Raw genomic sequence first — 18523 nt, forward strand, 5'->3', positions numbered from 1 at the left:
GGCGAGGGGCCACGCTTGCGACATCCTCTCACTCCCGTCGCCCCGGCGCCTGCCCCGGACTCGATCCGGGGCCGGGGCCCAGGGCGACGCGGCCCGGTTGTCGCCTTGCGCTCGGCGCTTTTCCTGACGCTGCGGGGTCTTGGTCCGCCTCCGGCGGGGTTCCGCCCACCCGCCGCGCCATAGGGGCCCCGAAGAGCAGCGCGCCTCCTGCGCGCACCCCTCACGCTCGCTGCGCGAGCGAGAAGCGGGAGGCGAGGGAGGAGAAGCGAGAAGCGTGTGGTGAGCAGTGAGAGGCGAGTGGTGGGGCGAATCAGGGCGGAACTTTCGGACGTGCCGCGCCTTGCTCCCTCTCCCCTCCGGGGAGAGGGCCGGGGTGAGGGGCCGGGGCTCGCGGGATCATCCATCCACCACCACTCGTCCCGCCGCCCCGCATCCTTGCGGTAAGCTCGTCCCGCCATGCCGAGAGACCCGCGAGCCCCATGCGCCTAGCCTTCGTCGCCAGCGAGACCCCGCATGCCCAGCAGGCCCGGCGCAAGCTGGTGGATCGCTACGGCGACGTGCCGCCGCTGGAGGCGGAGGTGATCGTGGCGCTGGGCGGCGACGGCTTCATGCTGCGCACCCTGCACGCGCACCGCACGCTGGACGTGCCGGTGTACGGCATGAAGCTCGGCCGGGTCGGCTTCCTGATGAACAAGCACCACGTCGAGGATCTGCCCGAGCGCATCGCGCGCGCCCACGCCGCCGTGCTCTACCCGCTGGTGATGCGCGCCACCGACGCGGCCGGGCAGGCGCACGAGGCGCTGGCCTTCAACGAGGTGTCGCTGCTGCGCCAGAGCAACCAGGCCGCGCACCTGGAGGTGAAGCTCAACGGCGAGGTGAAGCTGCCGGTGCTGGTCTGCGACGGCATCCTGGTCGCCACGCCCGCCGGCTCCACCGCCTACAACCTGTCCGCGCACGGGCCGATCCTGCCGCTGGACGCCAACGTGTTGGCGCTCACCCCGATCAGCCCGTTCCGCCCGCGCCGCTGGCGCGGCGCGATCCTGCCGCACCGCACCCGGGTGAGCCTGCGCGTGCTCGATCCGGGCAAGCGGCCGGTAAGCGCCACCGCGGACTTCCTCGAGGTGCGCGACGTGCGCACGGTGGAGGTCGGCCAGGCCGCCGAGCAGGGCGTGCGCCTGCTGTTCGACCCGGAACACAACCTGGAGCAGCGCATCCTGGACGAGCAGTTCGCGCCGGACTGAGGAAAAAAGCAGGGGAAAGTGGAGAGGAGTGAGAAGGGAGAGAGAAAAAGCGGCCGCCCGCCTGAGCCTTCTCTCCCTTCTCCCTCCTCTCCACCCTCTCCTCGCTCCTGGCCTCTCCCTTCCCGCCCGTTGCGGTAGATTGGCGCCATGAGCAAGCAAGCCGGCAACGCCCACGATCCTTCCTCGTCCAGCGACAACCGCCTGGTGGTGGCGATCTCCTCGCGCGCGCTGTTCGACATGGGCGACAGCCACGCGCTGTTCGAGCGCGAGGGGCTGGACGCCTACCGCCAGTTCCAGATCGCGCACGAGGAGGAGATCCTCGAGCCCGGCGTGGCCTTCCCGCTGGTGCAGAAGCTGCTGGGCCTCAACAGGCTGGCGGGCGACGTGCCGCCGGTGGAGGTGATCCTGCTCTCGCGCAATTCCGGCGACACCGGCCTGCGCATCTTCAACTCGATCCAGCACTACGGGCTGGAGATCAGCCGCGCCGCCTTCACCAGCGGCGCGCCGACGTCGGACTACGTGGCGCCGTTCAAGGCCGACCTGTTCCTCTCGGCCAACGCCGAGGACGTGGGCCGCGCGCTCGCCGCCGGCGTGGCGGCGGCCACCATCCTGCCGTCCAGCGCGCCGCCGCGCGCCGGCGAGCAGCTGCGCATCGCCTTCGACGGCGACGCGGTGATCTTCGGCGACGAGGGCGAGCGGGTCTCGCGCGAGGAGGGGCTGGAGGCGTTCCACCGCAGCGAGACCGAGCGCGCGGACGAGCCGCTCTCGGTCGGCCCGTTCCGCGGCTTCCTCAGCGCGGTGCACCGGCTGCAGGCGGCGTTCCCGGCCGAGGCCTCGCCGATCCGCACTGCGCTGGTCACCGCGCGCTCGGCGCCCGCGCACAAGCGGGTGATCCTCACCCTGCGCCGCTGGGGCGTGCGCATCGACGAGGCGCTGTTCCTCGGCGGGCGCGACAAGGGGCCGTTCCTCGACGCCTTCGGCGCCGACATCTTCTTCGACGACTCGCCCGCCAACGTGGAGTCCGCGCGCAAGCACGTGGCCACCGGACACGTGCCGCACGGCGTGAGCAACCGCTGAGCCGCCGGGACGGCGGGGAACCGCGCGTACGAACGTCCGTTCGGGCGGCCGGGCGCCCGCTGCGCTAAGGTGGAGCGGCCGCCGCGGTGGCGGTTCATGGAGGAGTCGTATGAAGTCACGTACCCGTTTGCTCGTGCCCATGCTTCTGCTCGTCCTCTCGGCCGGCGCCGGCAGCGCGGCGGCCCAGACGGTGATCAAGCTCTGTCGTCCCTGCATCGTGCTCTACCAGTCGTGCCTGGCCAGCGGCCAGCCGGAGAGCGTCTGCCAGGCGCAGGAGCTGCAGTGCTGCCTGGCGCAGGCGGGCCGGAGCGAGGCGCAGGCCGCGATCGACCGCGAGCGCGCGCCGAAGCGCCGCTGAGCGGTCCGTCCGCCGCACGAGGATCGTCATGCCGATGGCGCGGGGCGTCCTGGGGGCGCCCCGCTTTTTTTGGTTCTTCGCGTCCTGGCCGGCGCGAGGCTCGTTGGACTCCAGACGATGCCGTGCAGGCGGGCGGCAAGCCGCGACGACCTCAGGCTTTCCGGCCGTCGCGGCGTTTCCTGGCAGCGGGTCGCTGCGGGAGGGCGTCGCCGCGTTCCTCCTTGGAGCCTGTTCACGATCTCTCCGTGCCTTGCACCCGGAGCCGTCTGCGCGCGGGCCAAGGAGAGGAGTGGATGCCGGTCCGCGACGGCGTGGCGTGGCGGGCGTGAGGCGAGGGTTCGGGCATCGCGGCCGGAGGCCGCTCCCGCAAGGCCTTGCGGGTTCCCCCCTGTGGGAGCGGCCTCCGGCCGCGATCGGCCTGACGCGAGACTGCCAGCGTCCTCCCCACTTGCCGCGGTCCATCCCGCGGGCTTTCCTGGCGCATTTCCGCGGAAGATTTTGAACGGGCGCTTGGAAGAGACGCACGGCGCCGGGACGCTGCGCCCGATGCCGGCGAGCCGTGTGCGGCGACTTCAACCGGCTGCCGGCACCGCCGGCGACCGATCGGCCGGCAGGAGCCGCTGCAGGACCGCCGCGCGCTGCAGCAGCTCCGCCGCCTGGCCGGCCACGGGCCTGTCGGCCAGGCCCAGTTCCCACGCGGTGCCCAGCAGGGCGCGCAGGCCGGCGAAGTCGCGGCGCCGCGCGCGCCGGTGCAGGGCCACGTCGAGCAGCAGGCCGGCCAGGGCGTCGCGTTCGGGCGCGGCGAGCCGGTCGAAATCCTCGCGCCAGTGCGGCGGCGGGGCCTCGTCGCCGCACCCGGCGAGCAGGCGCGCGGCGACGCCGGTCGCCGGCTTCGCGGCGGGCGGGGAGGCGGGCGGCGCGCGGCCGGGCAGCAGCGCCGCCGCGCAGAGCAGGCCCATCACGTAGATGGTGTGGTACGAGGTGGCGAGCAGGTAGAGCTTGCGCGCGTCGCCCTGCAGCAGTTCCAGGCGGTCGAGCCGCGTGCCGGGCGCGGGCAGGAAGCCCGCCTCGTCGACGACGCGGGCGAGCACGCGGAAGGCGAACGCGGCCGCCGGGCTCCAGGCGGCGCCGGTGAGCGGCCAGGCCAGCAGCAGCTCGCCGGCCAGGTCGTAGTCCTGCGCGTCGAGGCAGTGCGCCAGCGCGCCCTCGGCCTCCGCCAGCACGGCGCGCCGCGGCCGCGGCAGGCGCAGCGGCGGCCGGCCGAAGCGCGCGCAGTACATCAGCGCGTGGGTGAAGGCGTAGGCATCCTCGCGGCTGCCGCCGAGCAGGTCCATCGGCAGGTTGAGCTGCGACAGCCGCGCGAGCGCCGCGCCGCGGCGGCGCGAGCACGCGCCGGCGTGCAGGTCGGCGCTCCACAGCTGTTCGAGCATGCGGTGCGGGGGACGCTCGCGGCCCGCGGCGGCCTGCGCGGACAGGTCGAGCAGGGCGTCGAAGGCGGGATCGGGATAGCCGATCCGCTCCAGGCACACGTGCGCATGCGCGTAGTCCAGCGCCAGCGCCGGTTCGAGGCAGAGGCCGCGCAGCACGCGCTCGCCGCGCGCGTGGGGCAGCAGGCGCCGCGCGGCGCGCGCGATGCCCGCCCGCACGCCGGGATGCGCGGGAGCCGCCGCCGCGGCCGCCAGCAGCAGCAGCGCGGTTTCCGCCACCACCTTCTCCGGGCGCAGGCTGTTGGCCGGCTGCTCGGCGTCGGCGTAGCCGGCCGGGGCGAGCCGCTCGACGGCGTGCGCGGCGATGTCGAGCACGCGGCAGAGCCGTCGCGCCAGGTCCGCGGCGGACCAGCGCGACGGCGGGGCGGCGACCCGTTCCATCCCTGCGGCGTCCTGGCGTGGCCTCAGCGTTCCAGCTCGCCGGCGACGTTGCGCAGGCCGGCCAGGCGTTCGATCTCGCCGAAGCCACCAGGGGTGTCGAGCACGTACAGGCGGATGAAGGTGCGCATGGTGCCGCAGAACACGTCCCATGGCTCGTCCGCCAGCGAGGCCGCCGGCCCCAGTTCGGCCACGGTCTTGCCGATGGCCTGGAAATCCACCGCTTTCGCATCCAGGATCTTCTTGACGATCTCCTGATGGTTCACCCGATTCGACATGGCACTGCTCCGTCTTCCTCGCAGCGGTCGCGCTGCGCGGGGCAAGCTACTCGCGTGCCGGGCCCGATCCCATTGCCCGGAGGAGCTAGGCGGATGTGCGTAGGCGAGGCCCGACAGGACGCCGGGGCGGATCGGCGGACGGGCGTCCGCGGCCCCCATAAAGTCATGTCGCATCGTCATTTCACAGCCGGCGGCCGCGGCCTATCGTGGGCGATGCCCTGGACTTATCACGGACCATCGCATGCGCCGGCGGATCGCACTGTTCTTCCTCATCGCGGGCTACGCCGCAGCGGCGTCGGCGGCCGGCGACGACTGGCCCACCAGCATCGCGCTGGGCGGCGTGCAGGCGGGCGTGAAGGGGCTGTTCCAGTACGACCTCAACGACTTCGGCGACGACCGCCTGCCGGACGGCAGCCACCGCTTCGAGGACGCGCGCACCCTGCGCCGCAAGGAGGTCGACCTCTACCTGCGCAAGGACGACCTGCTGGAGATCCAGGCCGGCTACGACTTCCAGCCGCGCACCTGGCTGGACAACTACGTGGCCTTGAACACCGGCGCCGGGCGCTTCCGCCTCGGCCAGTTCAAGACCCAGGTGGGCTGGGAGGACGGCAACACCGGCTCCGGCGCCACCACCTTCCTCGAGCGCAGCCTGCCCGAGCAGGCGGTCCACGAGGGACGCCGCGTCGGGCTGGAATGGTCCTACGCGGCGATCCCGCACTGGCTGCTGCAGCTGGCCTACTTCGGCCGGCACGACCTCAACGACGACGCGGCCGGCGCGACGTCCTCCGCGCGCGCGGTCTACACGCCGGTGCTGCGCAAGGGCGAGGTGCTGCACCTGGGGCTGACCGCCTCGCGCGAGAACCGCGACGACCGCACCGGCCGCGTGCGCGCGCGGCCGGAGGTGAACCTCACCGACATCCGGCTGGTCGACACCGGCAACCTGAAGGGCGTGGACCGCATCCTGCGCGAGGGCCTGGAGGCGGGCTGGCTGCACGGGCCGCTGCTGCTGCAGGGCGAATACCTGAGCCTGCGCGCGCGGCGCTGGTCGGCGCCGGACTTCACCGGCGCGGGCTACTACGTCTCGGCGAGCTGGCTGCTCACCGGCGAGTCGCGCAGCTACCGCAACAGCGGGTTCGGCAATCCCGCGCCGGCGCGCGGCTGGGGCGCGTTCGAGCTGGCCGCGCGCTATGCGGCGCTGGACTTGAACGACGCCGGCGTGCAGGGCGGGCGCGAGCGCGACGCCACGCTGGGGCTGAACTGGTACCTGGGCGCGCACTTCAAGCTGCAGGCGAACTACATCCGCGTGTTCAGCAGCCGCGGGACGTTGCGGCTGGACCCGCACGTCTACGCGCTGCGCGCGCAGCTGGCGTTCTGAGCCGGTTGCTTCGCGCGGTTTCGGCCATCGCGGCCTCCGGCCACGACGATTCCACATCCACCACAGCCACCGTGGGGAGCGGCCTCCGGCCGCGATGCCCGCGACGACCGCCAGCGCGCCGGCTCAGCGCCAGCGCGCCACCGTGGCCTGCCCGTAGTGCGGCCGCAGCGTGCGCCGCGCGGCGGCCTCCGGCTCGCCGCTGGCCGGGTCCAGCGGGAACGCGGTGAGCGCGCGCGGCTGCACGGTCAGCGTCATGCCCGGGTGCAGGCCGCGGCGCTGCGCCTCCTCGCCGCCCATCTCGGCTTCCAGCACCTGGCCCAGCGCCTCCACCTCCAGCTCCAGGTGCGCGATGCTGCCGGACAGGTAGACGTGCCGCAGCCGCGCCGGCCAGCCGTCCTCCAGCGCGGTGGCGGACAGCGCCAGGTGCTCGGGGCGGACGTAGGCCAGCGCCGCGCCTTCCTGCGGCGCCGGCCACGGGTCGGCGTCCAGCCGCAGCGGCCCGGCGTACAGCGCGCCGTTCCTGCGGCGCAGCGTCAGCCTGTTGGCCTTGCCGATGAACTCGCACACGAACGGCGTCGCGGGCTGCTGGTAGATCGCCTCGGGCGTGCCGACCTGCTCGATGCGGCCGCGGTTCATCACCACCACGCGGTCGGCCAGCTCCAGCGCCTCCTCCTGGTCGTGGGTGACGAACACCGTGGTCAGGCCCAGCTCCTCGTGCAGGTGGCGCAGCCAGCGGCGCAGCGCCACGCGCACCTGCGCGTCCAGCGCGCCGAAGGGCTCGTCCAGCAGCAGCAGGTCCGGCTCCACCGCCAGCGCGCGGGCCAGCGCCACGCGCTGGCGCTGGCCGCCGGAGAGCTGGGAGGGGTAGCGGTCGCCCAGGCCGTCGAGCTGCACGCGCCTGAGCAGCTTGTCCACGCGCGCGGCGATCTCCGCGCGGCTGGGCCGCACCCGCCGCGGCCGCACGCGCAGGCCGAAGGCGACGTTCTCGGTGACGGTGAGGTGGCGGAACAGCGCGTAGTGCTGGAACACCAGCCCGACCTTGCGCGCGCGCGCGTCCACCGCGAGCAGGTCGCGGCCGTCCTGCGTCACCGTGCCGGCGTCGGGATAGTCCAGCCCGGCGAGGATGCGCAGCAGGGTGGTCTTGCCCGAGCCGGAAGGGCCGAGCAGGGCGACGAATTCGCCGGGCGCGATGGCGAGGTTCACCTCGTCGAGCGCGGCGAAGCCGGCGAAGCGGCGGGAGAGGCGGGCGAGTTCGATGGTCATGCGGTTCGTCTTCAGCGGCGGGCGCCCGTCGCGCGGGCGGCGATCTCGTGGCCGTAGCGCCACTCCAGCAGGCTCTTGGCGGCGAGGGTGACCAGCGCGAGCAGGGCGAGCAGCGAGGCGACCGCGAAGGCGCCGACGTAGTCGTATTCGTTGTAGCGCATCTCCACCTCCAGCGGCATCGTGGTGGTCAGCCCGCGGATGTGCCCGGACACCACCGACACCGCGCCGAACTCGCCCATCGCGCGGGCGTTGCACAGCAGCACGCCGTACAGCAGCGCCCAGCGGATGTTGGGCAGGGTGACGCGGAAGAACATCTGCCAGCCGTTGGCGCCCAGCGTGCGCGCGGCCTCCTCCTCCTCGCCGCCCTGCGCCTGCATGAGCGGGATCAGCTCGCGCGCCACGAAGGGCAGGGTGACGAACACCGTGGCCAGCACCAGCCCCGGCACCGCGAAGATCACCTGCAGCCCGTGCGCCGCCAGCCACGGCCCGAACCAGCCCTGCGCGCCGAACAGCAGCACGTAGACCAGGCCGGCGATCACCGGCGAGACCGAGAACGGCAGGTCGATCAGCGCGCCGAGCAGCGCCTTGCCGGGAAACTCGAAGCGCGTCATCGCCCACGCCGCGGCCACGCCGAACACCAGGTTGAGCGGCACCGCGATCGCCGCCACCAGCAGGGTCAGCCGGATCGCCGCGCCGGCCTCCGGCTGCGCGATCGCGGCGAGGAAGGCCCTGGCGCCCTGGCGCAGCGCCTCGGCGAACACCGCGGCCAGCGGCAGCAGCAGGAACAGCGCCATGAAGCCGAGCGCGGCCAGCACCAGCCCCGCGCGCGCGGCGCGCGACCGCCACCGCCGGGCGCCGCGCGGCGCGGCCGCCGCGCTCATGCGCGCACCTCGGCCCAGCGCCGGCTCCAGCGCTGCAGCAGGGTCACCGCCAGCAGCAGCAGCAGCGACACCAGCAGCATCGCCGTGCCCAGCGCGGCGGCGCCCGTGTAGTCGAACTCCTCCAGCTGCTGCACGATCAGCAGCGGCGCGATCTCCGACTTCATCGGCAGGTTGCCGGCGATGAAGATCACCGAGCCGTACTCGCCCACCGCGCGCGCCAGCGCCAGCGCGAAGCCGGTGAGCAGGGTGGGCAGCAGCACCGGCGCGATCACCCGCAGGAAGGTCTGCGCGCGGGTGGCGCCCAGCGTGGTGGCGGCTTCCTCCACGTCGCTCTCCAGCGATTCCAGCACCGGCTGCAGGGTGCGCACCACGAACGGGAAGCCGACGAACACCATCGCCACCAGCACGCCGGCCGGCGCGTAGGCGATCTTGAGGCCGTGCGGCTCCAGCCAGCGGCCGAGCCAGCCGTTGGGGGCGTACAGCGCGGTCAGCGCGATGCCGGCCACCGCGGTGGGCAGGGCGAAGGGCAGGTCCACCAGCGCGTCGAGCAGGCGCCGGCCGGGGAAGCGGTAGCGCACCAGCACCCAGCCGACCAGCAGGCCGATCGCGCCGTCCGCCAGCGCCGCCAGCAGCGCGCCGCCGAAGCTGAGCTTCAGCGCGGCCAGCGTGCGCGGCGCGGCCAGCAGGTGCAGCAGCTGGCCGGGCCCGATCGCGCTGGCTTTCCAGGCCAGCGCGGCCAGCGGCAGCAGCACGACCAGCCCCAGGTACGCCAGCGCGTAGCCGAGGCTGAGGCCGAAGCCGGGCAGGATGCGTCTTCTCATGCGTCTGGATCGGTTGCCTGGATCGTTTCTGGTTCGGGCGGCGGGTTCGACGCGGCCATCCGTCTCCTCGCCGTCATTCCGGCGAAAGCCGGAATCCAGTTGAAATATGTTCCGCGAAGCGGGCAAAACCTTTAAGCAGTGTGCTTCGCACGGCATCACTCGAACTGGATTCCGGCTTTCGCCGGAATGACGGGTGGAGGCTACGGCGTCCCCGGCTTGAACTGGTCGAACACGCCGCCGTCGGCGAAGAACCGCGCCTGCGCCTTGCGCCAGCCGCCGAACACCTGGTCGATGGTGAAGGTGCGTACCTGCGGGAAGGCGGCGGCGTGCTTCGCGGCGACCGCGGCGTCGCGCGGGCGGTAGTAGTGCCTGGCGGCGATCTCCTGGCCCTGCGGCGTGTAGAGGAACTTCAGGTACGCCTCGGCCACCTCCTGCGTGCCGTGCTGCGCGGCCACCTTGTCCACCACCGCCACCGGCGGCTCGGCCAGGATGCTGAGCGAGGGCACCACGATCTCGAACCTGTCGGCGCCGAGCTCCTGCCGCGCCTGCAGCGCCTCGTTCTCCCAGGCGATCAGCACGTCGCCCACGCCGCGCTGCGCGAAGGTGTTGGTGGCGCCACGCGCGCCGGTGTCGAGCACCGGCACGTGCTTGTAGAGCGTCTCGACGTAGGCGCGCGCCTTCGCCTCGTCGCCGCCCGGCTGCTTCAGCGCCCAGCCCCAGGCGGCCAGGAAGTTCCAGCGCGCGCCGCCGGAGGTCTTGGGGTTGGGCGTGATCACCTGCACGCCGGGCTTGACCAGGTCGGGCCAGTCGCGGATGCCCTTCGGGTTGCCCTTGCGCACCAGGAACACGATGGTGGAGGTGTAGGGCGAGCTGTTGTCCGGCAGGCGCTTCTGCCAGTCGGCGGCGAGCAGGCCGTGGTCGGCGATCGCGTCGATGTCGTAGGCCAGCGCCAGGGTGACCACGTCGGCGGGCAGGCCGTCCACCACCGCGCGCGCCTGCTTGCCGGAGCCGCCGTTGGACTGGCGGATGGTCAGGCGGTCGCCCGGGTGGGCGGCCTGCCACTGCGCGGCGAAGCTGCGGTTGACGTCGGCGTACAGCTCGCGGGTGGGGTCGTAGGAAACGTTGAGCAGGACGAGGTCCTTGGCCTGCGCGGCGGCGGCGCCGAGCGCCATGGCCAGCATGAGAGCCCATCGGGACGCTTGCATGTTCGACTCCTTCAGGCAGCGGGAAGGACAGCCTAGCCAAAGCCGGCCGGGCGCGAAAACGACACGTGGACATAACGATATGGCGAGCCACCCGTTTGGACGGCTAGACGTTCATACCAGAACGGCCGTTCAGATCATCTTGGCCCGGCGCCACCACGGCGTAACCTTTTCCTCACGCACCAGCGTGAAGATGCCGGCGCCGAGGATCAGCGCGATGCCGGCCAGCATCGGCCAGTCCAGCCGGTCGCCGAACAGCCAGTAGCCGAAGCCGATCGCCCACAGCATCTGGCTGTACTGGGTGGGCGCCACGCGGTTGGCGTGCGCCAGCAGGGTCGCGTACATCAGCAGCACGGCGGCCAGCGCGGCGAGCAGGCCGTAGCCGGCCAGCAGCCACCACTGGCGCAGGTCGGGCCAGACGAAGCCGGGCAGCATCAGCAGCCCGCCCACGATCAGCGGGCCGACCATGCCGGCGCCGTACAGGCTGACCCGCTTCTCGTGCGGGCCGGCCAGGCGCAGCGCGATCACCGACACCGCGCCGGACAGCCCGCAGGCGATCGCCGCCGCGTGGCCCAGCCCCAGGTGCCGGAAGCCGGGCCGCAGCACCACCAGCACGCCGACGAAGCCGGCCACCACCGCCGACCAGCGCCGCCAGCCCACGTGTTCCTTGAGGAACAGCACCGACAGCAGGGTCACGAAGATCGGCATCAGGAAGATCAGCGCGAACACCTCGGCCATCGGCAGCAGGGTGAAGGCGGTCACCGAGGAGATGTTGCAGATCGCGCCGGTGACCGCGCGCACCCACCACAGCCCGGGGCGGCGGGCGGTCACCGCGTCGCGCCAGGATTCCCCGCGCCCCTTGACCAGCGGCAGCGCGGCCAGGCCGAGCAGGGCGCCGATGAACACCGCCTCGTAGGCCGGCACGCCGCCGCGCAGCGATTTCACGAAGGCGTCGCTGATCGCGTAGGCCGCGAAGGAGGCGAAGCCCAGGAGGACACCTTTGAACATGGACGTTCCGGTGGAGTCGCGCATTTCCGTGCCGGCCGCGCCGGGGACGACGGTCATGGTGGCCGCCATGGTCGCACAGCCGCACCCGATCACCTACCGCGGCGTACTGCTGCACCCCGGCATGACCGCTCCCCGGGCGCCGGCTAAAATGCACCGATTTCCCGCCCGCAAACGGAACCCACGCATGGCCGCCAGCCTGAATCCGCTCGACCTGTACGACGTCCGCTCGCTGCTCACCGAGGAGGAGCGCATGGTGCAGGACACCGTGGGGCGCTTCGTCGACGAGCGCGTGCTGCCGATCATCGGCGACTGCTTCGACCAGGGCCGCTTCCCGAGGGAGCTGGTGCCGGAGATCGCCGCGCTGGGCCTGCTCGGCGCCACCATCCCGGAGAAGTACGGCTGCGCCGGCATGAACGGGGTCAGCTACGGCCTGATCTGCCAGGAGCTGGAGCGCGGCGACTCGGGCCTGCGCAGCTTCGCCTCGGTGCAGAGCTCGCTGTGCATGTACCCGATCTACGCCTACGGCACGGAGGAGCAGAAGCTGCACTACCTGCCGAAGATGGCGGCGGGCGAGATCATCGGCTGCTTCGGCCTGACCGAGCCGCACGGCGGCTCCGACCCGGCCAACATGAAGACGAACGCGAAGAAGGACGGCGGCGACTGGGTGATCAACGGCGCCAAGATGTGGATCACCAACGGCAACCTGGCGCACATCGCGGTCGTCTGGGCGCAGACCGCGGACGGCATCCAGGGCTTCATCGTGCCCACCGACAGCAAGGGCTTCGCCGCGCAGGAGGTGCACAAGAAGATGAGCCTGCGCGCCTCGGTGACCAGCGCGCTGTTCTTCGACGACGTGCGCGTGCCCGAGGCCAACCGCCTGCCCAACGCGAAGGGCCTCAAGGGGCCGCTGGGCTGCCTGACCCAGGCGCGCTACGGCATCACCTGGGGGCCGATCGGCGCCGCACAGGCGTGCCTGAAGGAAGCGCTCGACTACACGCGCGAGCGCGTGCTGTTCGGCCGGCCGCTGGCGGCCAACCAGGCGATCCAGCTCAAGCTCGCCGACATGGCCCGGCGCATCACCACGGCGCAGCTGCTCTCGCTGCAGCTCGGGCGCCTGAAGGACGCCGGCACGGTGCAGCCGACGCAGGTCTCGCTGGCCAAGTGGAACAACGTGCGCATGGCGCTGGACATCGCGCGCGAGTGCCGCGACATCCTCGGTGGCGCCGGCATCACCACCGAGCATGCGGCGATCCGCCACGCGCTGAACCTGGAGTCGGTGATCACCTACGAGGGCACCGAGACGGTGCACCAGCTGGTGGTGGGCCGCGAGCTGACCGGCATCAACGCCTTCTGACCCCACGAACCGCGCCCTCTCCCCTCCGGGGAGGGGGCCGGGGCGAGGGGCCGGGGCTGGCGAAGGCACTCGTCCGAGTGCGCGTCCCGATCACCGGCTGCCGCAAGACCGCCCCTTTACCTCGGCCCTCTCTCCGGAGGAGAGGAAGCAAGCACAGGCCCCGCCATGCCGATCGCCGACTTCCGCATCGAAACCGAACGCCTGATCCTGCGCCCGCCGCGCATCGAGGACTTCGACGCCTACGCGGCCAACATGGCCGACGCCGAGGCGGCGCGCTTCATCGGCGGGCAGCAGCCGCGCGCGGTGGCCTGGCGCGGCTTCCTGGCCTCGGCGGGCGCCTGGATGATCCAGGGCTTCTCGATGTTCTCGGTGATCGAGAAGTCCAGCGGGCGCTGGATCGGCCGGCTCGGCCCCTGGTACCCGGAGGGCTGGCCGGGGCGCGAGGTCGGCTGGGGCCTGGCGCGGCACGCCTGGGGCAAGGGCTACGCCTACGAGGGCTGCGTGGCGGCGATCGACTGGACCTTCGAGCACCTGGGCTGGGACGAGATGATCCATTCGATCGACCCGGCGAACCGCGCCTCGCAGAAACTGGCGCAGCGGCTCGGCTCCACCTGCCGCGGCCCGGGCCGCCTGCCGCCGCCCTACGAGGACGCGCCGGTCGAGATCTGGGGCCAGCGCCGCGAGGACTGGCGCCGCCGCCGCGCATGAGCCACGTCCCGCCCCCGCTCTACGTCGCGCTGGCCGAGGCGGTACCGGACCTGCACGTGCACTGCGTCGACCCGTGGTGCCTGATCGGCAGCGCCGCGGCGCTGCTCGCCGGGGCGGATACCGGCGTGGCCGACGTGGACGTGCTGGCGTCCCCCGCCGACGCCGGGCGGCTGGAGGAAGCGTGGGCGTCCCGCCGCGAGCGCGGCCACGCGCCGGCCGCGGCGGATTGCTTCCGCTCGCGCTTCGCCCGCTACCGCTTCCCCGGCCTGCCGGTGGAGGTGATGGGCGGGCTGGAGCTGTTCGCCGACGGCGCGTGGCGGCCGGTGCGGCCCGGCCGGCTGATGCTGGTCGGGGTGGACGGGCTGGCCGTGCCGGTGCCGGCGGTGGCCGAGCAGGTGCGCCTCCTGGAGGGCTTCGGGCGCGACAAGGACCTCCGGCGCGCCGCCGCATTGCGCAGCCTTCTCCCTCTCCCCGCCGGGGAGAGGGCCGGGGTGATGGGCGGGGGCTTGCCATGAGGCCATTGCGGAGCGTGTCGCAAGGTTGGCCCCTCACCCCAACCCTCTCCCCGGCGGGGAGAGGGAGCGGAAGCGCGCATCGAATGCCCGCGAACACATCCAACCTTTCCAAGGTCGCCGCCGGGGCTGCGCCCTCTCCCCTTTGGGGAGAGGGCCGGGGTGATGGGCGGGGGCTTGCCATGAGGCCATTGCGGAGCGTGTCGCAAGGTTGGCCCCTCACCCCAACCCTCTCCCCGGCGGGGCGAGGGAGCAAGAGCGCGCATCCGACTTTTCCAAGCCCGCCGCCGCGGCGGGCCATCGTTGACGAGACGCCATGACCGCCAGCACGCCACCCATCGCCGCCCGCCACAAGGGCTTCAACCGCGCCGAGATCGTCGACCAGAACTTCACCGAGTTCGTGCAGCAGTGGCGCGGCGAGGCGCGCGCCGCGCCGCGCGACGACCAGCCGGTGCTGCCGGGCAGCGCGCTCGATGCCAAGGGCTTCCGCGAGCTGCTGGAATCGCAGCTGATCTCGCGCCACCTCGACCTGATGGCGCGCGTGCTGCGCGTGCAGGACAAGGTGTTCTACACCATCGGCTCCAGCGGCCACGAGGGCAACGCGATGGTGGCGCGGCTGACCCGGCACACCGATCCGGCCTTCCTGCACTACCGCTCCGGCGGCTTCATGGCCGAGCGCTTCCGCAAGCTGCCCGGCATGGACCCGGTGATGGACTCGGCGCTGTCGTTCGCGGCCAGCAAGGAGGACCCGGCCTCCGGCGGCCGCCACAAGGTGTGGGGATCGAAGCCGCTGTGGGTGCTGCCGCAGACCTCCACCATCGCCTCGCACCTGCCCAAGGCGCTGGGCACCGCCATCGCCATCGAGCAGGCGCGGCGCATCGGCCACGCGCTGCCGGTGCCGCAGGACGCCATCGCGATCTGCTCGTTCGGCGACGCCTCCAGCAACCACGCCACCGCGCAGACCGCCTTCAACGCGGCGGCGTGGACCGCCTACCAGAAGCTGCCCGCGCCGGTGCTGTTCGTGTGCGAGGACAACGGCATCGGCATCTCGGTGAAGACCCCGGGCGGCTGGGTCGCCAACAACTTCCGCCACCGCCCGGACCTGGACTACTTCTTCGCCGACGGCCTGGACCTGGCCGAGGGCTACGCGCAGGTGCGACGCGCGGTGGAGCACTGCCGCGCCACGCGCCGGCCGACCTTCCTGCACCTGAAGACCACCCGCATCATGGGCCACGCCGGCACCGACTTCGAGATCGAGTGGCGCAGCATCGAGGAGCTGGTGGCGGTGGAGGCGAGCGACCCGCTGCTGCGTTCGGCGGCGATCGCGCTGGAGTCGGGGCTGTACACCAAGGAGTCGCTGCTCGAACTCAACGAATCCATCCGCAGGCGCTGCTTCGCCGCCGCCGAGGAAGCCGACCGCCGGCCCAAGCTGGAGCGGCTGGACGAGGTGATGGCGCCGCTGGCGCCGTACACGCCGGACGCGGTGGAGGCCGAGGCCGAGCGCGCCGACTACGCCGCGCGGCGCGAGGCCGTGTTCGGCGGCGCGGACAGGCTGCCGGAGAAGCAGCCGCCGCGGCACCTGGCGATCCAGATCAACCAGGCGCTGCACGACGTGATGGCCAAGTACCCCGAGTCGCTGCTGTTCGGCGAGGACGTGGCGCAGAAGGGCGGCGTGTACACGGTGACCAAGGGCCTGTACAAGGCGTTCAAGGGCAACCGCGTGTTCAACACGCTGCTCGACGAGACGATGATCCTGGGCCTGGCGCAGGGCTATGCCAACATGGGCCTGCTGCCGATCCCGGAGATCCAGTACCTGGCCTACTTCCACAACGCCTGCGACCAGATCCGCGGCGAGGCGGCCAGCCTTTCGTTCTTCTCCAACGGCCAGTACCGCAACCCGCTGGTGATGCGCGTCGCCTCGCTGGGCTACCAGCGCGGCTTCGGCGGGCACTTCCACAACGACAACTCGATCGCCGCGCTGCGCGACATCCCGGGCCTGGTGGTCGGCTGCCCCTCGCGCGGCGACGACGCGGCGACCATGCTGCGCACGCTGATGGCGCTGGCCAAGGTGGACGGGCGCGTGTGCGCCTTCCTCGAGCCCATCGCGCTGTACATGGCCAAGGACCTGTACGAGGCCGGCGACGGCGCATGGCAGTTCGCCTATCCCGCGCCGGGCGAGGCGATGCCGCTGGGCGAGGGGCGTGTCTACGACCAGGCCGCCGACGACCTGGTGGTGTTCACCTTCGGCAACGGCGTGCCGATGGCGCTGCGCGCCGCGCGCACGATCGGGAAGGAGCTGGGCTGGAAGGTGCGCGTGGTGGACCTGCGCTGGCTGGCGCCGCTCAACGACGCCTTCATCGCCGCGCAGGCGAGGAGCGCCAAGCGCATCCTGGTGCTGGACGAGGGGCGCCGGAGCGCCGGCGTGGGCGAGGGCGTCATCACCGCCATCGTCGAGGCCGGCCACGGCGCCACGCCGCTGCAGCGCGTGGTGGGCGCCGACACCTTCACCCCGCTGGCCGGCGCCGCCTTCCTGGTGCTGCCGGGCGAGGCCGACGTGGTGGCGGCGGCGAAGCGGATGGCCTGAGGGCAGCCCGTCATTCCGGCCTGCGCCGGAATGACGGTGAGGGGGAGCGGGCGCTGGCCGCCTCGCCGGCATCGGGCGCGGGTTCCGGCGGGGCTCACGGGATTCCATTCCCGCCGTGCGGAAGCGCCGGGCCTCAGCCCTCGTCGCCCGAGCCCGCGGCCTGCGGGCGCAGGCGGGCGACGGCGCGGCGCTCGTAGGCGTGCGCGCGGTTGCGGCCGCCGAGCTTGGCCTGGTACATCGCCTGGTCGGCGCGCTCGATCAGGCCCTCCAGCGTGTCGCCGGGCAGGCGCATGGCCAGGCCGATGCTGATGCTCAGCAGCTGGCCCTCGTCGTCCACCGGGATCTCCAGCCGGTGCACGCGCCGGCACAGGCGCGTGGCCACCTGCATGGCCTGGTCCTGCGACACGCCGGCCAGCATGGCGATGAACTCCTCGCCGCCGTAGCGGCCGAGCAGGTCGCTCGGCCGCAGCTCGGCGCGCAGCGCGTTGGCCACCGCCACCAGCGCGCGGTCGCCGGCGGCGTGCCCGAGGCGGTCGTTGAGCGTCTTGAAGCGGTCCAGGTCGAGGAACAGCAGGGCCAGCGGCTGCGCGCCGCCGGCCTGCAGCAGGCCCTCGGCCGCCTCGGTCCAGGCGCGGCGGTTGAGCACGCTGGTCAGCGCGTCCTGGTCGGCCAGCACGCGCACCACGTCGCGGTCGTGGCGCAGCGTGAGCGCGCGGTCGGCCAGGCCCAGCGAGAGCACGACGGCCTCGAAGGCGCCGGCGGCGATGCTCGCGTCGTTGAGCCAGTCCAGGGTGGGCAGGGCGCCGGTGACCTGCGCGCTGGCCATGGCGGTGAGCAGCAGCAGCGGCGTCCAGCCGACCAGGAAGAACCAGGCCTGGCGCGAGCCGCGCGCGGCGGCGACGATGCCGGCCAGCAGCAGCAGCGCCGCGCCCAGCATCAGCAGCGGGTTGAGCAGGACCTGCGCCGTCTCCACCAGCAGCCCGACCCGGCTGCTGCGCAGCACGACCAGCAGCAGCATGCCCACGCCCAGCGCCAGCACCGGCCCGCGCAGCAGCGGCGCGTAGCGCTGCAGGTCGCAGAAGCGCGCCACGAACAGCGCGGCGAAGGCCACCGACAGCGCCGTCGCGGCGGCGCCGGCCAGCAGCGCGGCGTCGGCCAGCCAGTCCAGCTCCAGCGGGTGGAACAGGTAGCCGGTCTGGATGCCCTGGATCAGCGCGTAGCAGCAGATGTAGCCGGCGTACCAGGCGAAGGTGACGTCGCGCAGCATCAGCGCGAAGCACAGCGCCATCAGCGCCATCGCCAGCATCACCGCGAAGCAGGCGGTGGCGAACACCAGCCAGCGCGCGTCGTCCCGCAGGTAGTCGGCCACGTTCTGCAGGCGGAAGCGCACCGGCGCGGCGATGCTGCGGCTGGGCTCGAAGCGGAGCAGCAGCGGCCGCTCCACCTGCGCCACGGCCGGCAGGCGGAAGGCGAGCCGGCCGTGGCCGTGCGGCGCCGGCGCGAAATCGTCCAGCGCCAGCGGATGCGCCAGCCCCTGGCGGTCGTACAGGGTCACCGTGCCGAGCGGGGCGGGGTAGATCGAGAACACCTGCTCCTCGCTCATGCGCGGCGGCCTGGGCTCGATCACCACCCAGCTGCCCAGGCTGTCGCGCGGGAAACGGTGCAGCATGGCCGGGTCGAACGGCTGCAGCGCGCCGGCGCGGTATTCGTCGAGCAGCCGCGCGGGGGTGTCGCCGGGGCGCGCCTCGCGCCAGGCGCCCTGCAGCGGCAGCGTCGCGGCGGCCACGGCCGCGGCCTGCGCGAGCCAGAGCAGCCCGAACAGGAACAGGGCCATCGCGCTCCTGTCCCGCGGCCATGCCTTGAGCACTGCACGTCCCATCCCCTGTCCCCCGTCGTGCGGACTCCGAGCCCGCGCGGCTCGGTCTGAGCCTTCCTGGTCAGCTGCTCCCGGCCGTCCGGGTCGGCGGCCGGGTCCCGGCATTGTGGCCCGGATCGG

General features: G+C 72.9%; 16 protein-coding genes. 8 read left to right on the plus strand and 8 right to left on the minus strand.

What is annotated here, in order from left to right; all coding sequences use genetic code 11:
- Positions 1-479: 479 nt before the first annotated feature.
- The 3 genes from C7456_RS00990 to C7456_RS01000 all read left to right on the plus strand — a co-directional run bounded on the left by C7456_RS00990 (position 480) and on the right by C7456_RS01000 (position 2676).
- Complete coding sequence (locus C7456_RS00990; RefSeq protein ID WP_109721907.1) at positions 480-1241, plus strand: NAD kinase; 762 nt, start codon at positions 480-482, stop codon at positions 1239-1241.
- Positions 1242-1388: 147 nt separating this feature from the next.
- The gene (locus C7456_RS00995; RefSeq protein WP_109721908.1) at positions 1389-2318 is read left to right on the plus strand and encodes a 5'-nucleotidase; all 930 of its coding nucleotides are present in this window, start codon (positions 1389-1391) and stop codon (positions 2316-2318) included.
- Between the two features lie 139 nt (positions 2319-2457).
- The gene (locus C7456_RS01000) at positions 2458-2676 is read left to right on the plus strand and encodes a hypothetical protein (protein WP_109721909.1); all 219 of its coding nucleotides are present in this window, start codon (positions 2458-2460) and stop codon (positions 2674-2676) included.
- A 572-nt stretch (positions 2677-3248) separates the two neighbouring features.
- On the opposite strand, the gene C7456_RS01005 is transcribed toward C7456_RS01000, so the two are convergent.
- Both C7456_RS01005 and C7456_RS01010 read right to left on the minus strand, forming a co-directional pair.
- Complete coding sequence (locus C7456_RS01005) at positions 3249-4544, minus strand: DUF6895 family protein (protein WP_109721910.1); 1296 nt, start codon at positions 4542-4544, stop codon at positions 3249-3251.
- Positions 4545-4567: 23 nt separating this feature from the next.
- On the minus strand, positions 4568-4819 hold the full coding sequence (locus C7456_RS01010) for a hypothetical protein (protein ID WP_139942876.1): 252 nt from the start codon (positions 4817-4819) through the stop codon (positions 4568-4570).
- Positions 4820-5060: 241 nt separating this feature from the next.
- Between C7456_RS01010 and C7456_RS01015 the strand changes: the two genes are divergently transcribed.
- A complete protein-coding gene (locus C7456_RS01015) occupies positions 5061-6194 on the plus strand; it encodes an OprO/OprP family phosphate-selective porin (protein WP_109721912.1) in 1134 nt (377 codons plus the stop codon).
- Positions 6195-6317: 123 nt separating this feature from the next.
- Here the strand turns inward: C7456_RS01015 and C7456_RS01020 are convergent, their stop codons facing one another.
- The 5 genes from C7456_RS01020 to C7456_RS01040 form a co-directional block, all read right to left on the minus strand.
- Complete coding sequence (locus C7456_RS01020; protein WP_109721913.1) at positions 6318-7457, minus strand: sulfate/molybdate ABC transporter ATP-binding protein; 1140 nt, start codon at positions 7455-7457, stop codon at positions 6318-6320.
- Between the two features lie 11 nt (positions 7458-7468).
- Positions 7469-8338 carry a sulfate ABC transporter permease subunit CysW gene (gene cysW / locus C7456_RS01025; RefSeq protein ID WP_109721914.1) on the minus strand — a complete coding sequence of 290 codons (870 nt, stop codon included), beginning with the start codon at positions 8336-8338 and terminating at the stop codon, positions 7469-7471.
- Positions 8335-9159, minus strand: coding sequence for a sulfate ABC transporter permease subunit CysT (gene cysT, locus C7456_RS01030; protein WP_109721915.1), 825 nt, complete (start codon positions 9157-9159; stop codon positions 8335-8337). The genes cysW and cysT overlap by 4 nt, the downstream gene beginning before the upstream one ends.
- 200 nt (positions 9160-9359) lie before the next feature.
- Positions 9360-10364 carry a sulfate ABC transporter substrate-binding protein gene (locus C7456_RS01035; protein ID WP_109721916.1) on the minus strand — a complete coding sequence of 335 codons (1005 nt, stop codon included), beginning with the start codon at positions 10362-10364 and terminating at the stop codon, positions 9360-9362.
- 129 nt (positions 10365-10493) lie between these two features.
- On the minus strand, positions 10494-11369 hold the full coding sequence (locus C7456_RS01040) for a DMT family transporter (RefSeq protein WP_109722110.1): 876 nt from the start codon (positions 11367-11369) through the stop codon (positions 10494-10496).
- Between the two features lie 184 nt (positions 11370-11553).
- Here C7456_RS01040 and C7456_RS01045 point away from each other — a divergent pair, with 184 nt between their 5' ends.
- The 4 genes from C7456_RS01045 (at position 11554) to C7456_RS01060 (ending at position 16527) form a co-directional block, all read left to right on the plus strand.
- A complete protein-coding gene (locus C7456_RS01045; RefSeq protein ID WP_109721917.1) occupies positions 11554-12723 on the plus strand; it encodes an acyl-CoA dehydrogenase family protein in 1170 nt (389 codons plus the stop codon).
- Positions 12724-12888: 165 nt separating this feature from the next.
- Positions 12889-13431, plus strand: a complete 543-nt coding sequence (locus C7456_RS01050) for a GNAT family N-acetyltransferase (RefSeq protein WP_109721918.1) — start codon at positions 12889-12891, stop codon at positions 13429-13431.
- The gene (locus C7456_RS01055) at positions 13428-13946 is read left to right on the plus strand and encodes a hypothetical protein (protein WP_109721919.1); all 519 of its coding nucleotides are present in this window, start codon (positions 13428-13430) and stop codon (positions 13944-13946) included. The genes C7456_RS01050 and C7456_RS01055 overlap by 4 nt, the downstream gene beginning before the upstream one ends.
- A gap of 313 nt (positions 13947-14259) precedes the next feature.
- Positions 14260-16527: a thiamine pyrophosphate-dependent enzyme gene (locus tag C7456_RS01060; RefSeq protein WP_109721920.1), complete on the plus strand. Its 2268-nt coding sequence runs from the start codon at positions 14260-14262 to the stop codon at positions 16525-16527.
- A 133-nt stretch (positions 16528-16660) separates the two neighbouring features.
- On the opposite strand, the gene C7456_RS01065 is transcribed toward C7456_RS01060, so the two are convergent.
- Complete coding sequence (locus tag C7456_RS01065; RefSeq protein WP_109721921.1) at positions 16661-18361, minus strand: GGDEF domain-containing protein; 1701 nt, start codon at positions 18359-18361, stop codon at positions 16661-16663.
- Between the last annotated feature and the right edge of the window lie 162 nt (positions 18362-18523).

Origin of the sequence: Fulvimonas soli, from assembly GCF_003148905.1 — a bacterium.
GTDB lineage: Bacteria > Pseudomonadota > Gammaproteobacteria > Xanthomonadales > Rhodanobacteraceae > Fulvimonas > Fulvimonas soli.

Coding starts and splice junctions, on each gene's coding strand:
- C7456_RS00990 (WP_109721907.1), top strand. CDS start 480: ATGCGCCTAGCCTTCGTCGCCAGCGAGACCCCGCATGCCCAGCAGGCC.
- C7456_RS00995 (WP_109721908.1), top strand. CDS start 1,389: ATGAGCAAGCAAGCCGGCAACGCCCACGATCCTTCCTCGTCCAGCGAC.
- C7456_RS01000 (WP_109721909.1), top strand. CDS start 2,458: ATGCTTCTGCTCGTCCTCTCGGCCGGCGCCGGCAGCGCGGCGGCCCAG.
- C7456_RS01005 (WP_109721910.1), bottom strand. CDS start 4,544: ATGGAACGGGTCGCCGCCCCGCCGTCGCGCTGGTCCGCCGCGGACCTG.
- C7456_RS01010 (WP_139942876.1), bottom strand. CDS start 4,819: ATGTCGAATCGGGTGAACCATCAGGAGATCGTCAAGAAGATCCTGGAT.
- C7456_RS01015 (WP_109721912.1), top strand. CDS start 5,061: ATGCGCCGGCGGATCGCACTGTTCTTCCTCATCGCGGGCTACGCCGCA.
- C7456_RS01020 (WP_109721913.1), bottom strand. CDS start 7,457: ATGACCATCGAACTCGCCCGCCTCTCCCGCCGCTTCGCCGGCTTCGCC.
- cysW (WP_109721914.1), bottom strand. CDS start 8,338: ATGAGCGCGGCGGCCGCGCCGCGCGGCGCCCGGCGGTGGCGGTCGCGC.
- cysT (WP_109721915.1), bottom strand. CDS start 9,159: ATGAGAAGACGCATCCTGCCCGGCTTCGGCCTCAGCCTCGGCTACGCG.
- C7456_RS01035 (WP_109721916.1), bottom strand. CDS start 10,364: ATGCAAGCGTCCCGATGGGCTCTCATGCTGGCCATGGCGCTCGGCGCC.
- C7456_RS01040 (WP_109722110.1), bottom strand. CDS start 11,369: ATGTTCAAAGGTGTCCTCCTGGGCTTCGCCTCCTTCGCGGCCTACGCG.
- C7456_RS01045 (WP_109721917.1), top strand. CDS start 11,554: ATGGCCGCCAGCCTGAATCCGCTCGACCTGTACGACGTCCGCTCGCTG.
- C7456_RS01050 (WP_109721918.1), top strand. CDS start 12,889: ATGCCGATCGCCGACTTCCGCATCGAAACCGAACGCCTGATCCTGCGC.
- C7456_RS01055 (WP_109721919.1), top strand. CDS start 13,428: ATGAGCCACGTCCCGCCCCCGCTCTACGTCGCGCTGGCCGAGGCGGTA.
- C7456_RS01060 (WP_109721920.1), top strand. CDS start 14,260: ATGACCGCCAGCACGCCACCCATCGCCGCCCGCCACAAGGGCTTCAAC.
- C7456_RS01065 (WP_109721921.1), bottom strand. CDS start 18,361: ATGGCCCTGTTCCTGTTCGGGCTGCTCTGGCTCGCGCAGGCCGCGGCC.